General features: G+C 72.0%; 18 protein-coding genes and 1 tRNA gene. 10 read left to right on the forward strand and 9 right to left on the reverse strand.

The genetic code is table 11. The features are described 5' to 3' along the window. Positions 1–466: 466 nt before the first annotated feature. The 4 genes from ACFWGN_RS19135 to ACFWGN_RS19150 all read right to left on the reverse strand — a co-directional run bounded on the left by ACFWGN_RS19135 (position 467) and on the right by ACFWGN_RS19150 (position 5423). Positions 467–1705 carry an NAD(P)/FAD-dependent oxidoreductase gene (locus ACFWGN_RS19135; protein ID WP_377619120.1) on the reverse strand — a complete coding sequence of 413 codons (1239 nt, stop codon included), beginning with the start codon at positions 1703–1705 and terminating at the stop codon, positions 467–469. 230 nt (positions 1706–1935) lie between these two features. Continuing rightward, positions 1936–2012 (reverse strand) — tRNA-Pro (locus ACFWGN_RS19140). Between the two features lie 112 nt (positions 2013–2124). Beyond that, a complete protein-coding gene (locus ACFWGN_RS19145; protein WP_377619122.1) occupies positions 2125–3069 on the reverse strand; it encodes a metallophosphoesterase in 945 nt (314 codons plus the stop codon). Positions 3070–3080: 11 nt separating this feature from the next. After that, entirely contained in the window at positions 3081–5423 is a 2343-nt protein-coding gene (locus tag ACFWGN_RS19150; RefSeq protein ID WP_377619123.1) for a transglycosylase domain-containing protein, read from the reverse strand. Between the two features lie 187 nt (positions 5424–5610). On the opposite strand from ACFWGN_RS19150, the gene ACFWGN_RS19155 reads away from it, so the two are divergent. After that, positions 5611–5775, forward strand: coding sequence for a hypothetical protein (locus ACFWGN_RS19155; RefSeq protein WP_191802177.1), 165 nt, complete (start codon positions 5611–5613; stop codon positions 5773–5775). Next, positions 5775–6251 (forward strand): RidA family protein, encoded by a 477-nt coding sequence (locus ACFWGN_RS19160; RefSeq protein ID WP_191802175.1) that lies wholly within the window; start codon positions 5775–5777, stop codon positions 6249–6251. Before ACFWGN_RS19155 ends, ACFWGN_RS19160 begins: the two co-directional genes overlap by 1 nt. Positions 6252–6372: 121 nt before the next feature. Here the strand turns inward: ACFWGN_RS19160 and ACFWGN_RS19165 are convergent, their stop codons facing one another. Next, positions 6373–7050 carry a Crp/Fnr family transcriptional regulator gene (locus ACFWGN_RS19165; RefSeq protein ID WP_056645111.1) on the reverse strand — a complete coding sequence of 226 codons (678 nt, stop codon included), beginning with the start codon at positions 7048–7050 and terminating at the stop codon, positions 6373–6375. A gap of 195 nt (positions 7051–7245) precedes the next feature. After that, entirely contained in the window at positions 7246–8709 is a 1464-nt protein-coding gene (locus tag ACFWGN_RS19170) for an MFS transporter (protein ID WP_377619126.1), read from the reverse strand. A 252-nt stretch (positions 8710–8961) separates the two neighbouring features. Here ACFWGN_RS19170 and ACFWGN_RS19175 point away from each other — a divergent pair, with 252 nt between their 5' ends. Further along, a complete protein-coding gene (locus ACFWGN_RS19175) occupies positions 8962–9522 on the forward strand; it encodes a TetR/AcrR family transcriptional regulator (RefSeq protein WP_377619128.1) in 561 nt (186 codons plus the stop codon). Positions 9523–9623: 101 nt separating this feature from the next. Next, positions 9624–10322 (forward strand): endonuclease III, encoded by a 699-nt coding sequence (gene nth, locus ACFWGN_RS19180; RefSeq protein WP_377619250.1) that lies wholly within the window; start codon positions 9624–9626, stop codon positions 10320–10322. A gap of 58 nt (positions 10323–10380) precedes the next feature. Here nth and ACFWGN_RS19185 read toward each other — a convergent pair whose 3' ends face one another. Continuing rightward, positions 10381–11313, reverse strand: coding sequence for an alpha/beta fold hydrolase (locus tag ACFWGN_RS19185; RefSeq protein ID WP_377619130.1), 933 nt, complete (start codon positions 11311–11313; stop codon positions 10381–10383). Continuing rightward, positions 11310–12074, reverse strand: a complete 765-nt coding sequence (locus ACFWGN_RS19190) for a winged-helix domain-containing protein (protein ID WP_377619132.1) — start codon at positions 12072–12074, stop codon at positions 11310–11312. The genes ACFWGN_RS19185 and ACFWGN_RS19190 overlap by 4 nt, the downstream gene beginning before the upstream one ends. A 207-nt stretch (positions 12075–12281) precedes the next feature. On the opposite strand from ACFWGN_RS19190, the gene ACFWGN_RS19195 reads away from it, so the two are divergent. The 4 genes from ACFWGN_RS19195 (at position 12282) to ACFWGN_RS19210 (ending at position 14809) form a co-directional block, all read left to right on the forward strand. Further along, positions 12282–13016, forward strand: a complete 735-nt coding sequence (locus ACFWGN_RS19195) for a hypothetical protein (protein WP_377619133.1) — start codon at positions 12282–12284, stop codon at positions 13014–13016. Positions 13017–13069: 53 nt separating this feature from the next. Then, positions 13070–13498: a thioredoxin family protein gene (locus ACFWGN_RS19200; RefSeq protein WP_377619135.1), complete on the forward strand. Its 429-nt coding sequence runs from the start codon at positions 13070–13072 to the stop codon at positions 13496–13498. Between the two features lie 90 nt (positions 13499–13588). Then, positions 13589–14050 carry a DUF4395 domain-containing protein gene (locus ACFWGN_RS19205; protein ID WP_056645122.1) on the forward strand — a complete coding sequence of 154 codons (462 nt, stop codon included), beginning with the start codon at positions 13589–13591 and terminating at the stop codon, positions 14048–14050. Positions 14051–14137: 87 nt separating this feature from the next. Further along, a complete protein-coding gene (locus ACFWGN_RS19210) occupies positions 14138–14809 on the forward strand; it encodes a pentapeptide repeat-containing protein (RefSeq protein ID WP_377619137.1) in 672 nt (223 codons plus the stop codon). A gap of 98 nt (positions 14810–14907) precedes the next feature. Here the strand turns inward: ACFWGN_RS19210 and ACFWGN_RS19215 are convergent, their stop codons facing one another. Further along, entirely contained in the window at positions 14908–15312 is a 405-nt protein-coding gene (locus tag ACFWGN_RS19215; RefSeq protein ID WP_318244430.1) for a DsrE family protein, read from the reverse strand. Between the two features lie 259 nt (positions 15313–15571). Here ACFWGN_RS19215 and ACFWGN_RS19220 point away from each other — a divergent pair, with 259 nt between their 5' ends. Together ACFWGN_RS19220 and ACFWGN_RS19225 are read left to right on the forward strand one after the other, a co-directional pair. Beyond that, positions 15572–16192, forward strand: a complete 621-nt coding sequence (locus ACFWGN_RS19220; protein WP_377619139.1) for an FABP family protein — start codon at positions 15572–15574, stop codon at positions 16190–16192. Positions 16193–16280: 88 nt separating this feature from the next. After that, positions 16281–17492 (forward strand): YgfZ/GcvT domain-containing protein, encoded by a 1212-nt coding sequence (locus ACFWGN_RS19225; protein ID WP_377619141.1) that lies wholly within the window; start codon positions 16281–16283, stop codon positions 17490–17492. Positions 17493–17519 lie beyond the last annotated feature (27 nt).

Raw genomic sequence — 17519 nt, forward strand, 5'->3', positions numbered from 1 at the left:
TCAGCAACACCGAGACCGGCACACCACCCAAGGAGGGGCGCCTCTCGCTCGCCCCTTGGGAAGCCAGGATCTACCTCTCGACATCGCTGCGGTGATACCGAACCCGACCGCCTCCAGAGGTCGCACCCGACGAACCTCGAAGGGATAGATCACCCGACGGGATCCCTGATCGCGCCTCACGACACCCGCGCGCGATCAGGGATCGACGGTGCCTTCCCGGTCGCCACCACGGTGTGCGCGTCAGGTGGGCGCTGAGCCCGGCATGTCCATCCCCGCAGACTGTCGGGGCACGTCGAGGGCGGTGGCAGAGGAGGCCGCCAGGTACCCCAGGTGCTGGCGCGCCAAGGGGGACCTCGAGGACGATGCCGCTCGCTTCGGGCGGTGACCCACCCTGTCTCCGGCCAGTCCTCAACACCCGTCCATCCACAGCGAGATGGCCAGTATGCGGGGCACCCCGCGCCCCCGGTCAGTCGCGGAACGCCTCCAGGGCCTCGCGGTCGACGGGCCCCTCGGCCCGGACGAGCTCCTCGACCCGCTCCATCTGCTCCCAGGTGTTGACGGCCATCCCGGCCTGGACGCGGTCGCCCGCGACCCAGAACGCGACGAGCTCGCTCGTCTCGAGCGACCCGCTCACGACGACCTCCGTCTCGGCCGGGTCCTCGACGAACCCCAGGTACTCCATGCCCACGTCGTACTGGTCGGAGAAGAAGTACGGGAGCTTGTCGTAGGGCTCTCGGGAGCCCAGCACGGAGCGCGCCGCGTGGGGACCGGTCTCGAGGGCCACCGACCAGTGCTCGACGCGCAGCGGGCGCCCGTAGCGCTGCGAGGGGACGCTCGCGATGTCCCCTGCGGCCCACACGTCCGGGGCGGACGTGCGCAGGGTCGCGTCGACCGCGAGCCCTCCACCGAGCGACCGGTCCCGGAGCGCGATGCCCGCGGCCTCGGCGAACCCGACGTTGGGGGTCACGCCCACGCCGACCACGACGACGTCGGCCGCGACGTGGGTCCCGTCCTCGACGTCCACGCCGGTCACGCGTCCCTCGCTGCCCGTGATCCCCACGACCTGGGCGTTGCGGTGCAGGTGCACCCCGTGGTCAGCGTGGACCTTGCCGTACATCTCGCCGAGCAGCGGGCCCAGGACCCTGCCGAGAGGGTGCACCGAGCGCCCGACGACCGTGACGTCGAGGCCCATGGTGCGCGCCGACGCCGCGACCTCCATCCCGATCCAGCCGTCGCCCACGACCGCGAGCCGCCCCGCACCCTCGCGGGCCGAGGCCTCGAGCGTGGCGGCCAGCAGGTCGGCGTGCTCGATCGTGCGCAGGTAGTGGACGCCCTGGAGGTCGGCACCGGGGACGGCGAACGAGCGTGGTGTCGAGCCCGTCGCGAGGAGCAGCCGCGAGTAGGGCAGGACGCTGCCGTCGATCAGGGTCAGGGCGTGGCCGGCGACGTCGATCGCCGCTGCCCGCGTGGCCGTCCGCAGGTCGACGTGGTGGTCGGTGTACCAGTCCTCGGGCAGCGGGAACAGGACGTCGCGCTCGGCCTCGCCGCGCAGGTAGTCCTTGGACAGCGGCGGGCGTTCGTAGGGTCGGTGAGGCTCGCTCGAGACGACCACGAGGTCGCCGTCGTACCCCTCGGTGCGCAGCGTCTCGGCGGCCTTCGCGGCGGCCAGCCCACCTCCGACGACGACGATCGGCTCCTCGGCCATGACGACTCCTCCGGTGCGGGGTGCGGGGACCCTCTGCTTGCTCAGCGCCCCACCCAGGACGACGGGTCCTCCGTCGGAGGACAGGACCGTTTCATCGTGTCACCGGAGCGGGCCCGGCGCAGCGGGGGCGAGGGGGCGGGCCGCCCGCTCAGGGGCAGCGGCACCGTCGTGGGCGCAGCGGTGCGGGAACGACGAAGGCCCGGAGTCCAGTGGACTCCGGGCCTTCGTGCTGGTCGGGGTGACAGGATTCGAACCTGCGACCTCGTCGTCCCGAACGACGCGCGCTACCAAGCTGCGCCACACCCCGATTGCTCTCGTTGCGTCAGGTCGGTGAGGGGTCCTCGAAAGGTCCCGCCAAACCTGCGCGCTGGAGCCTGCCTAGAATAGCGGACGTTTGCCCCTGGGACGAAACCGCTGCCTCAGCGTGCGGTCAGCGTCACGATCGTGGCCTCCGGACGGCACGCGAATCGGAACGGCGCGTAGGGTGACGTGCCCGCTCCGGCCGAGACGTTGAGCCAGGTCGAGTCCTCGCCGCCGGGGGCGTCGGGCCGTGCCCCGGGCCAGCCGTGCAGGCCCTTGGCCCGCCCGCGGTCCAGGTCGCAGTTGGTCACGAGCGCCCCGTAGAACGGGACGCAGAGCTGGCCGCCGTGCGTGTGGCCGGCGAGGATGACGTCGGCGCCGTCGTCGTGCATCTGGTCGAGGACGCGCACGTAGGGCGCGTGCACCACGCCCATCCGCAGGCCCGACGGCGCAGCGCCGGTCCCCGCGCGTCGCGCCGCCCGCTCGGGTGCGGCAGGGAAGACGTCCCGGTCGAGATGAGGGTCGTCGACGCCCACCAGGTCGATGTGCAGACCGCCGACGTCGACCGCGTCGCGCCGGTTGGTGAGGTCGATCCAGCCGGCCGAGGACATCGCGGCAGCCAGCTCCGCGGCCGGGAGCTTCGGCGGATCGATCTTGTGGAAGATCCGCGCGTCCGGCAGCAGGTAGCGTGCCGGGTTCTTGGGCGAGGGGGCGTAGTAGTCGTTCGAGCCCATGACGAAGGCACCGGGCGCGCTGCTCAGGAGCGGTTCGAGCGCGTACAGGAGCGGCTCGAGCGAGTCGAGGTGCGCCATGTTGTCGCCCGTGTCGACCACGAAGTCGGGGCGCAGCGCGGCGAGCGACCGGACCCACTCGATCTTGCGCTCCTGGCTGGGCGTGAGGTGCAGGTCCGAGAAGTGCAGGACCCGCAGGTCGGCGTGCCCCGGCGGGAGCACCGGGACCGTGACCTCGCGGAGCGTGAACAGCTTGGTCTCGACGTGGGCGTACGCGAGCCCCCCGGCACCGACCGCGGCGAGAGCGCCGAGACCGACCAGTGCGGGGTGCACGCGGGACCGGGTCAGTCCTGCTCCCCGGGGGTCGTGGCGCCGTCGCCGTTGCCACCGCCGTTGTCGCCGCCGCTGTTCCCGTTGCCGTTGCCGGATCCGTTGTTGCCACCGGACCCGTTGTTCCCGGAGCCCGACCCGTTGCTGCCCGATCCGGTGCCACCGTTCCCGGTGCCGTTGCTGCCCGATCCGGTCGTGCCGCCGTCGGTCGTGGGCGGTGCCTGGACCTTGCCGAGGAGCTTGGGGTCCGGAGCCGGGAACTCGACGACCGGCACGCCCTCGAGGGCTGCCGTCATGTAGTTCTTCCACATGGGGGCGGCCAGGTCGGAGCCGAACCACCACTGCTTGCCCACACCGTTGATGTAGAACCGGCCGCGTCCGTTGCTGCGCATCTGGATGTCGGTCTCGGCGTTGCCGATCCAGACGGCCGTGGCGAGCTGGGGCGTGTAGCCGACGAACCAGTTGTGCGTGTTGAGCTGGGCGGTCCCCGTCTTCCCGGCGCTCGGCCGGTCGGCGAGCTGGGACTTCTTGCCCGAGCCCTGCGTCATGACGCCCTGCAGCGCGTACGTGACGGTGTTGGCGACCGCGGGGTCCAGGGCGTTCGGGTTGCAGTTCGCCGAGGGGACCTCGATCTCCTCGCCGGACTGGTCGACGACGCTCGTGATCGCGACGGGCTCGCAGTACGTGCCACCGCTCGCGAAGGTCGCGAACGCGGCCGCCATCTGCAGCGGGGAGGAGTTCTGGGTGCCGATGATCATGGAGGGGCGGACCTCCACCTCGCCCTTGTCCTTCGTGAGGGACGGGGCGAAGCCCACGGACTTCGCGGTGCTGGCCACCGCGCAGAGGTCGAGCTTGCTCGCCATGTCGGCGTACGCGGTGTTGACCGAGTTGGCCGTCGCTGCCAGGACGGTCATGCTGCCCTTGCCCTGGCCGTCGGAGTTGTTGGGGTTCCACTTCTCGCCGACGTTGAGCTTGGTGCACGACGACGTGAAGTCACGCCCCACGTTCCACTCACGCCGGTTCGCGTTGACGGTCTCGTTGAGGGTGTGCCCCGCGTTCAGCCACTCGGCGAGCAGGAAGGGCTTCCACGTGGAGCCGGGGGAGAAGCCGCGCGACGAGCCGTGCGCCTGGTCCGCGCTGTAGTTCTGGGCCGTGGTGCCCGGAGCGGCCTCGAGCGACGCGTCGTAGGGCCGGTTCTGGGCCATCGCGAGGATCTTGCCCGTGCCGGGCTCGACCGTCACGAGCGCGTTCTCGATGCCGCTGGGGTCCGACGCGGGGATCGCCGAGGTGACCTCGGCCTCTGCGGCGGTCTGCAGGCGGGGGTCGAGCGTCGTGGTGATGTCGAGGCCACCTCGGTAGAGCAGGGCCTGGCGCTCCTTCTGCGTCTCGCCGAAGATCGGGTCCGACGTGATGACCTTGGTGACGTAGTCGCAGAAGAACGCGGCGCCGTTGGCGGCCTGGCAACCGACCGTGACGGGCTGGACGTTGAGCGTGTCGGCCAGCGGGGTCGCGACGGCCTCGTCGTGCTCCTGCTGGGTGATGTAGTCCTGCTCGAGCATGCGGCCGAGCACGAGGTTGCGACGCTTCTCGGAGTCGACCGGGTTGGACACCGGGTCGTAGGCGCCCGGCGCGTTGGTCACGCCCGCGATGGTCGCGGCCTCGACGATGCTGAGGTCGGCGGCGTGCTTGCCGAAGTAGTGCTGGGACGCGGTCTCGACGCCGTAGACCCGGATGCCGAACTGCGCGATGTTCAGGTAGCCCTGGAGGATCTCGTCCTTGGTCATGCGCTTCTCGAGCGAGATGGCGAGCTTGGCCTCGCGGGCCTTGCGCTCGATCGAGCTCTCCTTGACCGCCTCGACGGCGATGGGGTCCTCGTCGCGCACGGCCTGCTCGATCAGTACGTTCTTCACGTACTGCTGCGTGAGGCTCGAGCCACCCTGCTTGGCGCCGCCCGTGGCGTTGTTGATGGCGGCACGCGTGGTGCCCTCGATGTCGACCCCGCCGTGCTCGTAGAAGCGCTTGTCCTCGGTCGCGACCACGGCGTTGCGCATGTGCACCGACACCTCCTCGAGAGGCACGACGATGCGGTTCTCGGTGTAGAACGTCGCGAGGAGCGTGGTCCCGTCGTTCGCGTAGACGCTCGACTTCTCGGAGAGCGGCCCCGGCACGAGCTCGTCGGGGAGCTCGTCGAAGATCTGGACGGTGCTGTCCGTGAGCTGGCTCGCGCCGGCCGCGAGCGGGATCAGGAGGCCTGCACCGAGGACTCCGCCGACCCCTGAGACGAGGACGAACGCCAGCAGCAGGGCGATGAGCTGATAGGCGTTGACTTGTCGACGGGGACGCGCAGGTGAGGCCATGGCCCAAGCCTACGGGAGGGCGCCGACGCTTCCCGGGCGTTCTCACCCCTGCCGGGTGTGCGGGTTGTGTAAGCATCCACGGGCCGGGTTGCGGAGCATCCGTGACCGCAGAAAGGCCGTGGACCACGGCCGCGTCGCAGGTCACGATGCGCTGACCGGACCGGCGATCCCGGCTACGCTCGGTCGCATGGCAACCACCTGGGAGTACGCGACCATCCCCCTCATCATCCACAACACCAAGGCTGTCCTCGACCAGTGGGGCTCCGACGGCTGGGAGCTCGTCCAGGTCGTCACGGGCCCCGACGGCAACGGGCTCGTGGCCTACCTCAAGCGCCCCACCGGCGGCCAGTAGTGGCGGCGAGCATCGCGGCCCGCCTCGCGGAGCTGGGCATCACGCTGCCCGACGTCGCAGCGCCCGTCGCCGCGTACGTCCCTGCCGTGCGCACGGGACGGTACGTCTACACCTCGGGTCAGCTGCCCTTCGTCGACGGCGCGCTCCCGGTGACCGGCAAGGTCGGTGAGGGCGACGGGCTCGTCGCTGCTGCCGACGCCGCGGTGCTCGCCCGCACGTGCGCGCTCAACGCGCTCGCGGCCGTGCACGCGCTCGTCGGCAACCTCGACCAGGTGACCAGGATCGTCAAGGTCGTGGGCTTCGTCGCGAGCGACCCGTCGTTCACGGGGCAGCCGGGCGTCGTCAACGGCGCGAGCCAGGTGCTCGGCGAGATCTTCGGCGAGACGGGCGTGCACGCGCGCAGCGCGGTCGGTGTCGCGGTGCTCCCGCTGGACTCGCCGGTCGAGGTCGAGCTGGTCGTGGAGCTCGCGGACTGACCCGTCCTCCCGAGCGCGCAGCACGGTTCGTCCGCGGGAACGACAGCACGACGAGAGGCCGGTCGGGCCGACCCCACGAGGGGTGGTCCGACCGGCCTCCGGTCGACGAGGGGGGGCGCGGTCAGCGCGCGCGACGCTCCAGGCGGTCCACGTCGAGGAGCACGACGGCACGGCCCTCACGACGGACCCACCCGCGGGTCGCGAAGTCGGCGAGGGCCTTGTTCACGGTCTCGCGCGAGGCGCCGACGAGCTGGGCGAGCTCCTCCTGGGTGAGGTCGTGCGCGACGCGCACCCCCTCCTCGGTCTCCTCGCCGAAGCGGGTCGACAGATCGAGGAGCGCCTTGGCCACACGGCCCGGGACGTCGGAGAACACGAGGTCCGCGAGGGTCTCGTTGGTGCGTCGCAGGCGGCGGGCGAGCGCGTTGAGCAGGTGCTTCGCCACGCTCGGGTGCTTCTCGATCCACTCGATCAGCTGCTCGTGGCGCAGCTCGTAGAGGAGCGCGTCGGAGACCGAGCTCGCCGTGGCCGTGCGGGGGCCCGGGTCGAAGAGCGAGAGCTCACCGAACATCTCGCCCGGTCCGAGGATGGACAGGAGGTTCTCCCGGCCGTCGTTCGAGCGTCGGCCGAGCTTGATCTTGCCTTGTGCGATCACGTACAGCCTGTCGCCGGGCTCGCCCTCGCGGAACAGTACGTCCCCACGGGTGAGCTCGATCTGCTGCATCGAGTCGAACAGCGTCCGGGTCTCTTCGCGGTCCATGGTGGCGAAGAGGGGGGCGGAGAGCACTACGTCGTCGTCCACGCGATGTCCTTCGGGTGTTGAGCGGACTTTCCCGGCATGTGCCCGTCTGCATCGGCGGAGTTCGAGCGAACCGGTACTCGTGATTCCTTCCACAAGTCTGCCTCATGCGCGCAACTTGGGACGCCAACGGGGCCGCGGGGGCCCGCGAGGGCTTCTGTCGGGGGTGTCGAGCGGGTCATGGGTGAGGGGTCGAGATCAGGCATCGGCGGTCACCGGGACCAGCTCGGGACCGGACGTCGCCCCCGCGTCGGTGGCGTCCTCCCGCGCGGCGCGTGCGGCCGGGATCGCGGACGCGACGAGAGCCGCGACGACGGCGACGCCGCAGCCGATGAGCAGGCCGGTGCGGAAGCCGCTCGCCGACGTGAGGGCGTGGCCGCCGAGGTCCGTCGTCATCGAGGCCAGGACGACGCCGATGACGGCGGCGCCGATCGACGTGCCCAGGGAGCGCATGAGGGTGTTGAAGCCGTTCGCGGCCGCGGTCTCGGACACGGGGACCGATCCCATGATGAGCGCGGGCATCGCTCCGTACGCGAGGCCGACACCGCTGCTGACGATCATGCCGACGAGCATGATGCCCCAGGCCCACGGCATCAGGACCAGCGAGGCGGCGTAGCCGAGGGCGATGACGAGGGTGCCCGCGACGAGGGTGAACTTGGGGCCGCGGTGGTTGGTGAGCCTTCCTCCGAGCGGCGAGACGACCATCATCATGATGCCGCCAGGGGCCATCCACAGCCCGGCCGCGAGCATCGACTGCCCGAGCCCGTGGCCGGTCGTGGACGGCAGCTGCAGCAGCTGCGGCATGATCAGCATGTTCGCGTACATGGCGACCCCGACGAAGATCGAGGCGACGTTGGTGACGAGGACGCGGGGGCGGGCCGTCGTGCGCAGGTCGACGAGCGGGTCGCGCGTGCGCAGCTGCAGGACGCCCCAGCCGAGCAGGATCACGACGGATGCCACGAACATGCTGATCGTCGTGACCGAGCCCCAGCCCCAGTCCGCTCCCTTGGACACGGCGAGCAGCAGGGCGACGAGCCCGGCCCCCAGGCCGATCGCGCCGAGCAGGTCGAACCGTTGCCCCTTGGCCGCCACGGGGGTCTCGGGGATCACGACCCGGACCAGGACGGTGATCATCACCGAGAGCGCTGCGGCTCCCCAGAACAGGACGCGCCAGCTGGCGTACTGGGCCACCGCGGAGGCGATCGGCAGGCCGAGACCACCGCCGATGCCCATCGACGCGCTGACCAGGGCGATCGCGGAGCTCAGCCGCTCGGCGGGGACGATGTCCCGCAGCAGCGCGATGCCGAGCGGGATCATGCCCATCCCCATGCCCTGGAGGCCGCGCCCGACGATCATCGGGACGACCGACACGGCCAGTGCGCACACCACGGAGCCGAGGGCGAGCGGGATCGTGCAGATCAGCAGCATCTTGCGCTTGCCGAACATGTCGCCCAGGCGTCCGGTGACGGGAACGCACACCGCGGAGACCAGCAGCGTCACGGTGATGACCCAAGCTGCGTTCGACGCGGTGGTGCCCAGGAGGTCGGGGAGCTCGGCGATGAGCGGGGTGATCAGGGTCTGCATGATCGCGGCGACGGTGCCGGCCAGTGCCAGCGTGGCGATGACGGCGTTGACGCTCTTCGGGGACTCGGGTGCCCTCATAGGGGACTCCTCGTGACGGGCAGGGGCAGGTCCACCGTGCGTTGCGCGCGGTGCACCACACCGTGCAGGCGTGGGACGTCCGGACCGGCGCCCGGCGGGCGAGATCAGAACCAGGGGAAGAAGCGGGGCGCACGGCCGACGTCCGCGAGAACGTCGGGCCGGGCGGGGCTGGGGGGTGCATGGCCCGCCGCGTGAGGGAGAGTAAACCGTACACCACTGTACGGTTCGTGTCCGGCGACTAGGGTGGGCGAGATGAGCGGACAAGCGCCTTCGACGACGCGGCGGGACGCCGTGCGCAACCGTGAGCGGCTGCTGGTGGCCGCGCGTCAGGTGTTCTCCGAGCGCGGGCACGACGTCGCGCTCGAGGAGGTCGCACGCGTGGCAGGGGTCAGCCGCACGACCCTCTATCGCAACTTCTCGACCCGCGAGGAGCTCGCCGCCACGGTCTTCGAGGACAACGTGGAACGGATCGAGAACCGTGCGGAGGAGGTGCGCGACGACGCCGACGGCCTGGCGCGACTGTTCGACTTCGTCCTCGACGTGGGCCTCGCCAACCGAGGCCTCACCCAGGTCCTCACCGGGGCGGACGTCCGGTGGTTCGCCGACCTCCGCGAGCGCATCGCCGCATCCTTCGAGCCCCTCCTCGAGCGAGGCATCGCGTCCGGGGTCGTCCGTCCGGACGTCGACGTGGACGACCTCATGGTGGCGGTCGCGATGGCCGACAGGATCGCGAGCACCCATGACGACTCCCGCCGCGAGCAGCTGAGCACACGCGCACGCCGCTTGCTGCGCAGAGCGCTCCTCACCGCTTGACGGACGTGTGGGTGGGGCCGAGTAGGCTGCCGAACGTGACCTCTTCGGGTGGTACCTCGCGTCCTGCTCCCTCTCCTGCGCCCGCGCCGTCGCACGGTGCGGTGAGTTCGTCCGGCGAGTCACGCCTCGCGCTCGTCCGCCGTGCGCGGCGCACCAACCGTGAGCTCGCCGAGACGTATCCGGACGCACGGTGCGAGCTGGACTTCACCACGCCGCTCGAGCTCCTGATCGCGACGGTGCTCTCGGCCCAGACGACGGACAAGAGGGTCAACCTCACGACTCCCGAGCTCTTCTCGCGCTACCCGGACGCCGCCGCGTACGCCGCGGCGGACCGCCTCGACCTCGAGGACGTCCTGCGTCCGCTCGGCTTCTTCCGGGCCAAGGCGCAGGCTGTCATCGGGATCGGTCAGGCGCTCGTCGAGCGCTACGGGGGGCAGGTCCCCAAGAAGCTCGACGACCTGGTGACCTTGCCCGGGGTCGGGCGCAAGACGGCCAACGTCGTGCTGGGCAACGCGTTCGGCGTCCCCGGTCTGACGGTCGACACGCACTTCGGACGTCTCGTCCGCCGGCTCGAGTGGACCTCGGAGGAGGACCCGGTCAAGGTCGAGGCCGAGGTCGGCGAGCTGATCGAGAAGCGTGAGTGGACCATGCTCTCGCACCGCCTGATCTTCCACGGGCGCCGGGTCTGCTTCTCGCGCAAGCCCGCGTGCGGGGCCTGCACCATCTCGCACCTGTGCCCGTCGTTCGGGATCGGCGAGACGGACCCCGTGGTCGCGGCGACCCTGGTCAAGACCGACTGAGCACAGGTCTCACGACAGCGGCGGCCCGGGAGGCCGTCGCTCTCGTCTGCCGCGCGACTCAGCCCTGCGTGGTCGGCAACCAGTCCAGCAGGAGGCGCGTGACGTCGTCGGGCGCCTCCTCCGGGAGGAAGTGCCCCGCCCCCTCGACGACCTCGAAGCGCAGGCTGCGCGAGACCGCCGCGGCGTCCGCGTCCGTGAGCTCGCGACGCAGGAACCCGTCCGCCCCGCCGTGGACCTGGAGGGTCGGGACGTTGAGCGGGCGGCGCAGCGCGCTGCGGTAGCGACGCCCGTCGGGCCGGGGCGTGGACCGCACGGACCAGCGGATCGCCTCCATCGCGGAGTGCGCCGCGAACGGGATGCGCATGACCGTCGTGTAGGTCTCGACCGCCTCGGGGGCGAGCGGCGAGGCCGCGCCGTCCGCGAGGACGCGCGCGACCAGGTCGTCACGGGTCAGCGCACGCTCGGGCAGCGTGGGCAGTTGCGCGAAGGCCAGGTGCCGCTGGGCGACGGGCGTGAGCAGGCGGCGGCCCGAGGCGTGCACGTGCGAGGGGTGCGGCGCGGCGAGCGCCGCGACGCCCGCGGTCACGGCGGGCTGGAGCGCGGCCATGGCCCAGGCGAGCCCGCCCCCGGTCCCGTGCCCGACGACGACGGCGCGGTCAGCACCGAGCGACCGGACGACGCCCGCGACGTCACGCGTGCGGGTCGGGGCGTCGTACCCGATTGGCGGCTTGTCGGAGGCGCCGGTACCCCGCAGGTCCATGGCGGCGACGCGGTAGCCCGCCTCGCCGAGGGCCTCGAGCTGGTGGCGCCATGCCCACCAGAACTGCGGGAAGGAGTGCAGCAGCAGCACGAGCGGCGCGCTCGAACCCCCGCCACGGGACTCCGGTCCCGCGAGGGCGACGTGGAAGCGCGCACCGTTGGCCGGCACGAACTCGTGCCGCCAGGGGCCGTCGACGAGTGCTGCGGAGAAGTCGCTCGAGTCGGTCGTCACCCGGACGAACTTACCTGGTCCTCCGCGAGGGCGACCTCGTCCGTGGGCTCGGCGGAGTCCGGCATCTCGGCGGGCTGCGCCCGGCGGTCCTTGGGCGGGTCGAACCGGTAGCCGACGTTGCGGACCGTGCCGATGAGCTGCTCGTGCTCGGGGCCCAGCTTGGCGCGCAGGCGCCGCACGTGGACGTCGACCGTGCGCGTGCCCCCGTAGTAGTCGTACCCCCAGACCTCCTGCAGCAGCTGGGCCCGCGTGAAGACGCGGCCCGGGTGCTGCACCAGGTACTTGAGGAGCTCGAACTCCTTGTAGGTCAGGTCGAGCGGGCGACCGCGCAGCCTGGCGGTGTACCCGCCCGCGTCGATCGCGAGCTCGCCCGCGGAGATCTCCTGCGGGGCGTCCTCTGCCCGTCCGTGCGCCGACCGCTCGATGACCAGGCGGAGCCGGGCCTCGACCTCGGCCGGTCCTGCCGACTCGAGCAACAGGTCGTCCGCCCCCCACTCGGCCGTCACGACGGTCAGGCCGCCCTCGGTGAGGACCAGCACGAGCGGCACCGCAAGACCCGTGGCGCGCAGCAGGCGGCACGTGGTGCGCGCCGCGACGAGGTCGCGACGAGCGTCGAGCAGCAGGACGTCCGAGTCCGGTGCGTCCACCAGAGCCGACGGCTCCATGGGCAGCACCCGTATGCGGTGCGACAACAGTCCCAGCGCAGGCAGGACCTCGACGGACCCACCTGTCGCCGGTGTCAGGATCAACAGCTCTGCCACCGACGCACCTCCTCCCAGTGACCTTCGAGAAGGCCGGAATCATTACCGTAGCGCGTTGAACAGACGTCAACGGGGTGACCAGGGCCTTTCTGCTGTTACAACCTTGTTTCGTGTTCGGCGCCGCGCGTCATCTGGGAGACTCATGTTCGTGCTCAGCCTTCCCGGACCCGGTGCCGCTCGCTCCTCGATGCAGGGAGCGTGCGTCTAGTGGGCCTCTCCTCACGCGCAGTCGCCACCGCGGTGGTGGCCGCCGCGGTCGCCGTCGCAGCCTTCTTCGGGCTCGTCCCTCTCACCCTCGCGTCCGCGGCGCTGGCCGTCCTCGTGGCGATCGGGTGGCCCTCGTTGCTCAACCAGCCTGCCCCCGGCGGGTCGGGGCTGGTCATCGGCCTGACCGGGGTCGGGGCGGTCGCCGCGGTCGCCGCGACCGAGGGCGAGCCCTCGCTGCGGAACCTGCCGCTCGTGCTCGCCATGGGGGTCGTCCTGGCCTTCGTCGCCGAGATGCTCCGCCGTGACGGGCGACCACGTCTGGTCGAGTCCCTGCTGGGCACCGTCAGCGGGCTCGTGGTCGCGGTCTCCGCCGCCGGGTGGATCGCGACGGACCGCACGGACGCCGGTGCAGCTCTCGTCGTGACGTGCGCGGCGACGCTGGCCGTGGCCTCGGCGGTCTCGGCGCTGCCCGTGCCGGGCTGGTGGAACACGCTCCTGACGCTCGCTGCGTCGATCGCCGCGGGCGGTGCTCTCGCGTGGGCCCTCCCCGACGTCGTGACCGTCAACGGGCTGTGGACAGGGGCCGTCTCGGGGATGCTCGTCGCAGCCCTGCACGCGCTGTTCGACCAGCTGCCGGCCCTCGAGCGCAGGGCTGCCGCCCTTGCTGCCATAGTGCTTCCCGTGACGGTCGGGGGCATCCTGGTCTTCGTGGTGGGTCGGGTCCTCGTGGGCTGACCTGCCCGGCTCTCCGGACGCACCGCAGGACGGACGACGGGAAAGGTCGAACCATGGTCTGGCGCATCGTGATCCTGCTCGCGCTGCTCGGCGCGAGCGTGCTCCTCGGCGTGTGGTGGCAGCGGCGGCAGGGAGTGGTCCGGCTCCGTGACGGGCAGCCCGATGTCGCTGTGGACTGGTCCTCGCGCGGGATCGTGCTGGGGGACCACAGGACGTTCGTGCAGTTCTCGTCCGAGTTCTGCTCGCCCTGCCGTCACACGGCCAGGGTGCTCGACGAGGTCGTCGCGGCCCGCACCGACGTGACACATCGTGAGATGGACGTCGACGAGCACCACGACCTCGTGCGAACGTTCGGCATACTGCGCACGCCGACCGTCCTCGTGCTGGACCCGGCCGGTCGTGAGGTCGCCCGCATGAGCGGCAGCGTGAGCCGTGCGCACGCGCTCGAGGCGCTCGACGTCCCGGCAGGCTCGGTCGCCTGAGCGGGCCGTGCGGCTCGATCGTCCCGCCGAGAACCTGCCGAGTACCCCGCCCGAGGCCCCGCTGACGGCCCGTCCCACCGAGGAGCCCGTATGTCGCACGAGTCCACCCCCGCCGTGAGCGCGCCGCAGGGCATCGATCCGCGCGGGCCCCGGGTCGGAGCCGGGATCACTGCTCTGCTGCTCGCGGTCACCCTCCTCCTGGGATCGTCCGAGGCCGCGCTGTGGGTCCTGACGTTCGTCGCGCTGAGCTTCCTGCTCGGGACGCTGCGCGGAGCGCAGGGCACGTGGCAGGGATGGGTCTTCAAGACCTTCGTCCAGCCACGGCTGGGCCCGACGGCGGAGCGCGAGGACCCGCGTCCTCCTCGCTTCGCGCAGGGGGTCGGGTTCGTCATCACCGGGGTCGGCGTGGTCCTGGGCTTCACGGTGTCCCTCGTGGCGGTGCCGGTCGCGGCGGGGCTCGCTCTCGTCGCCGCGGTGCTCAACGCCGCTTTCGGGCTGTGCCTCGGCTGCGAGATGTACCTGCTGATCCGCCGGTTCGCGCCCGCTCGCTGAGGCGCGCGTCGCCTTCTCGACCACGGAGGACGGCGCCGGGGCCCGCGAGGTCTCGGCGCGTCCGCGTGCGGAGCGTAGGGTCGAGCGGTGCCAGCACAGTCCAGCCCCCCGACCACCGTCCCGCCCAGGATCAAGAGGCTGCGTGCCGGCGTCAGGCCCCCGGGTGACGCCGCAGGGCTCGGGGCCGAGGAGCGCCGCCACGACGAGCGGTTCGAGGGCGCGGACCTGTCCCACGCCGACCTGGCGGACATCACGTTCGAGCGCTGCGACCTCGTCGGGGTCTCGCTCCACCAGGCCGACCTGCGGGCCGCGACGTTCAGCGAGTCGCGGCTCGAGAGGATCGACGCCCCCGTGCTCAGCGCACCGCGCTCGGTCTGGCACGACGTGGTCCTGGACGGTTCGCGGATCGGGTCGGCCGAGCTCTACGAGTCGGCGTGGCGGTCGGTCGAGCTCGTCGACTGCAAGCTCAGCTACGTCAACCTTCGGGGCGCGACGGTCCGCGACCTGCGGCTCACGCGCTGCACGGTCGACGAGCTCGACCTGACGAACGCCCAGGCCACCCGGGTCGCGTTCGAGGACACGACGGTCGACCACGTCGTCCTCGCGAGCGCCCGCCTGGTGCACGTCGACCTGCGGGGTGCGGCGCTGCGGCGGATCACGAGCATCGAGAGGCTCGCCGGGGCCACGGTGAGCCCGGCGCAGCTCGTGGATCTCGCCCCGCTGTTCGCGGCCGAGCTGGGGATCCGGGTCGAGGACTGAGGCCACGGCACGTGGTGCGATGACCGCGGGGTGCTCCGCCGTCGGGCAGGGGCGGCGGCACGTACGGCGCACGCCGTCCTCGGCGGACCGCGCACGTCTCAGTAGACGAGCGCCTGCGCCCCCGGGCGGAGCGACTCCTCCACGAACACCGCGGCCCCTGCGATCCGCACACCGGGCAGCACGTCGGCCTCGGTGATGCCGCGGCGCGCCGCGCACTGGGTGCAGACCGTGACGGTCCCCGCCTCGAGGACGACCGCGAGCAGGTCCGGCAGCGCGGCCGCGTGCTCGAGCTCGAGCTCGCTCGCACGCCCCGGCAGCCCGAACCACGCCGACTCCCCGGTGAGCCACAGGCTCACCTCGACCCCCGCGGCGACGGCCGCGGACGCGACCGTGAACGCCTGGTTGGTCGCCTCGGGGCGTTCGAGCCCCGAGGTCGTCTTGACGACCAGCGAGCGCTGGGCGGAGGCGGTCGAGGGCTGCGGCACGACTGGCTGGGTGGTCACGTGCGCGAGCCTAGAGGCCGGAAGGTAGGATCGGCGACATGTCCACGCATGCACTCGAGCTCATCTTCCTGGGACTGCTGATCGCCGCGACCGTGACCATCACGTGGTTCGCCGGGTTCGTCGTCTACAAGCTGTACCAGGGTCAGCGCTGACCTGATCGTCACGCCGGGCGTCCGTCGCCCGGCGGGACCCGGGTCCCGTCTCTCCCTGTCGTCACTCACCGGTCCGTCGCGACCGGCACCGCCGGAGGTACCACCAGATGGCTTTCGCGTTCCCTGAGGGGCTCGCCCCCGAGGCCTACCCGCTCGCGTGGCTCGTGGGTTCGTGGCGCGGCGAGGGGGTCATCGCCTACCCGGGCATCCCCGAGACGCCGTTCGTCCAGGACGTGACGTTCGACCACGACGGCGGCCCCTACCTGCGGTACGAGTCGACGATCCGCGTCCTCGAGGCCGAGGTCCCGGAGACGGTGCCCGAGTCCTGGACCGCGGACCAGCCCGCCGACCCCGAGGCCGACCCGTCGAGCGACTCGACCGAGGCCAGCACCGAGGGTCATCTCGCGCCCGGGCGGATCTGGTCCACCGAGACCGGCTACTGGCGCGTGTCCCCGGAACGCCCCGAGGGCCTGCCCGAGGACAAGGCGGCGATCGAGGTCATGATCGCGGACCCGTCGGGCCGCATGACCCTGTACCTGGGCGTGATCGGCAACGGCCGCGTGGACCTGTCGAGCGACGCCATGGTGCGCACCTCGACGTCCGCCGAGGTGTCGGCGTCGAACCGCCTGTACGGCAACGTGCAGGGCCAGCTCATGTGGGTCTGGGAATTGGCGGCCTTCGGTCAACCGTTGCAGTCGTATGCGTCGGCGAAGCTGGACCGTCTGTAGCCCGTCCGACGCGTGAGGTACGGCCGTCGCCACCGCGCGGCCGGACGGACGTGCGCGCCGCCCGCGGCGCCGAGGAGGTTGTTCGATCGTGACTGCTGGCACCGAAGACGCACCCCAGACCGAGGCCCCCGCCCGGACGAGCCCGCTGCTGGCCCGCCCCGGTGCGGTCGCGGGTTCCGGACCGGACGCGGGAGTCGCCTGGCACTACGGCGACCCCACGGGCGAGCAGCGTGCGCTCGAGGCGGGCGGCGCTGTCGTCGACCTCTCGCACCACGGGGTCGTGCGCGTCGAAGGCCCCGACCGCCTCACCTGGTTGAACTCGATCACCTCGCAGAACCTGCTGGGGCTCGCACCCCGGACCTCGACCGAGCTGCTCGTCCTGAGCCCGCAGGGGCACGTCGAGCACTCCGCGGGCGTCGTGGACGACGGCGAGTCCACGTGGCTCGTGACCGAGGGGTCGCACGCCCCGACGCTCACTGCCTGGCTCGACCGTATGAAGTTCGCGCTGCGCGTCGAGATCACGGACATGACCGACGAGATCGCGGTGCTCGGCGAGCCTCGTGACGCGGAGGGCGCCGAGGGCGAGCCCGTCACCTGGCGCGACCCCTGGCCGCATACCGCGCCCGGCGGCACGCGGTACGGCCCCGCGGACGACGAGCACCCCGGTGCGCACCGCGCGTGGCGCCTCGTCCTGGTGCCTCGTGCCGAGCTGCCCGACGCCGTCGCGTCCCGGGAGGCGGCCGGCTGGCGGCTGGCCGGGACGTGGGCGAGCGAGGCCCTGCGGGTCGAGGCCTGGCGTCCTCGCCTCGCGACCGAGGTGGACAACCGCACGATCCCGCACGAGCTCGACTGGCTCCGGACCGCCGTCCACCTGAACAAGGGCTGCTACCGCGGGCAGGAGACGGTCGCGCGCGTGCACAACATGGGTCGGCCGCCGCGCCGCCTCGTGATGCTCCACCTCGACGGGTCGGGGCACCTGCTGCCCGTCGCGGGTGCCGAGGTCCGTCTGCCCGGTGGCGAGCCCGGTGCCGACGACGCCGTGCCCACCGGCCGTCCGGTCGGCACCGTGACCTCGGTCGCGCGCCACCACGAGCTCGGGCCCATCGCGCTCGCTGTCCTCAAGCGCAGCGCCCCCGAGGACGTCGAGCTCGTGGTCGACTGCGACGGAGGCGCCGTGGCGGCGGCCCAGGAGGTCGTCGTCCCGGGCGAGGGGGTCTCGGTCGACCGTCCGGCCCCGCGTGGTCCCGTGGCTCGGGGGATCACGCCCCGCGGGCAGGACGCCCCCCGGAGCATGATCTGATGACCGCGCCGCGGCCCGCAGCGACCA

Source organism: Oerskovia sp. NPDC060338 (assembly GCF_042726295.1).
GTDB classification, from domain to species: domain Bacteria; phylum Actinomycetota; class Actinomycetes; order Actinomycetales; family Cellulomonadaceae; genus Oerskovia; species Oerskovia merdavium.

What these genes read in the sequence shown, in the direction of transcription:
- ACFWGN_RS19135 (WP_377619120.1), bottom strand. Translation starts at nt 1,705, where the DNA reads ATGGCCGAGGAGCCGATCGTCGTCGTCGGAGGTGGGCTGGCCGCCGCG.
- ACFWGN_RS19150 (WP_377619123.1), bottom strand. Translation starts at nt 5,423, where the DNA reads ATGGCCTCACCTGCGCGTCCCCGTCGACAAGTCAACGCCTATCAGCTC.
- ACFWGN_RS19155 (WP_191802177.1), top strand. Translation starts at nt 5,611, where the DNA reads ATGGCAACCACCTGGGAGTACGCGACCATCCCCCTCATCATCCACAAC.
- ACFWGN_RS19170 (WP_377619126.1), bottom strand. Translation starts at nt 8,709, where the DNA reads ATGAGGGCACCCGAGTCCCCGAAGAGCGTCAACGCCGTCATCGCCACG.
- ACFWGN_RS19175 (WP_377619128.1), top strand. Translation starts at nt 8,962, where the DNA reads ATGAGCGGACAAGCGCCTTCGACGACGCGGCGGGACGCCGTGCGCAAC.
- ACFWGN_RS19200 (WP_377619135.1), top strand. Translation starts at nt 13,070, where the DNA reads ATGGTCTGGCGCATCGTGATCCTGCTCGCGCTGCTCGGCGCGAGCGTG.
- ACFWGN_RS19205 (WP_056645122.1), top strand. Translation starts at nt 13,589, where the DNA reads ATGTCGCACGAGTCCACCCCCGCCGTGAGCGCGCCGCAGGGCATCGAT.
- ACFWGN_RS19220 (WP_377619139.1), top strand. Translation starts at nt 15,572, where the DNA reads ATGGCTTTCGCGTTCCCTGAGGGGCTCGCCCCCGAGGCCTACCCGCTC.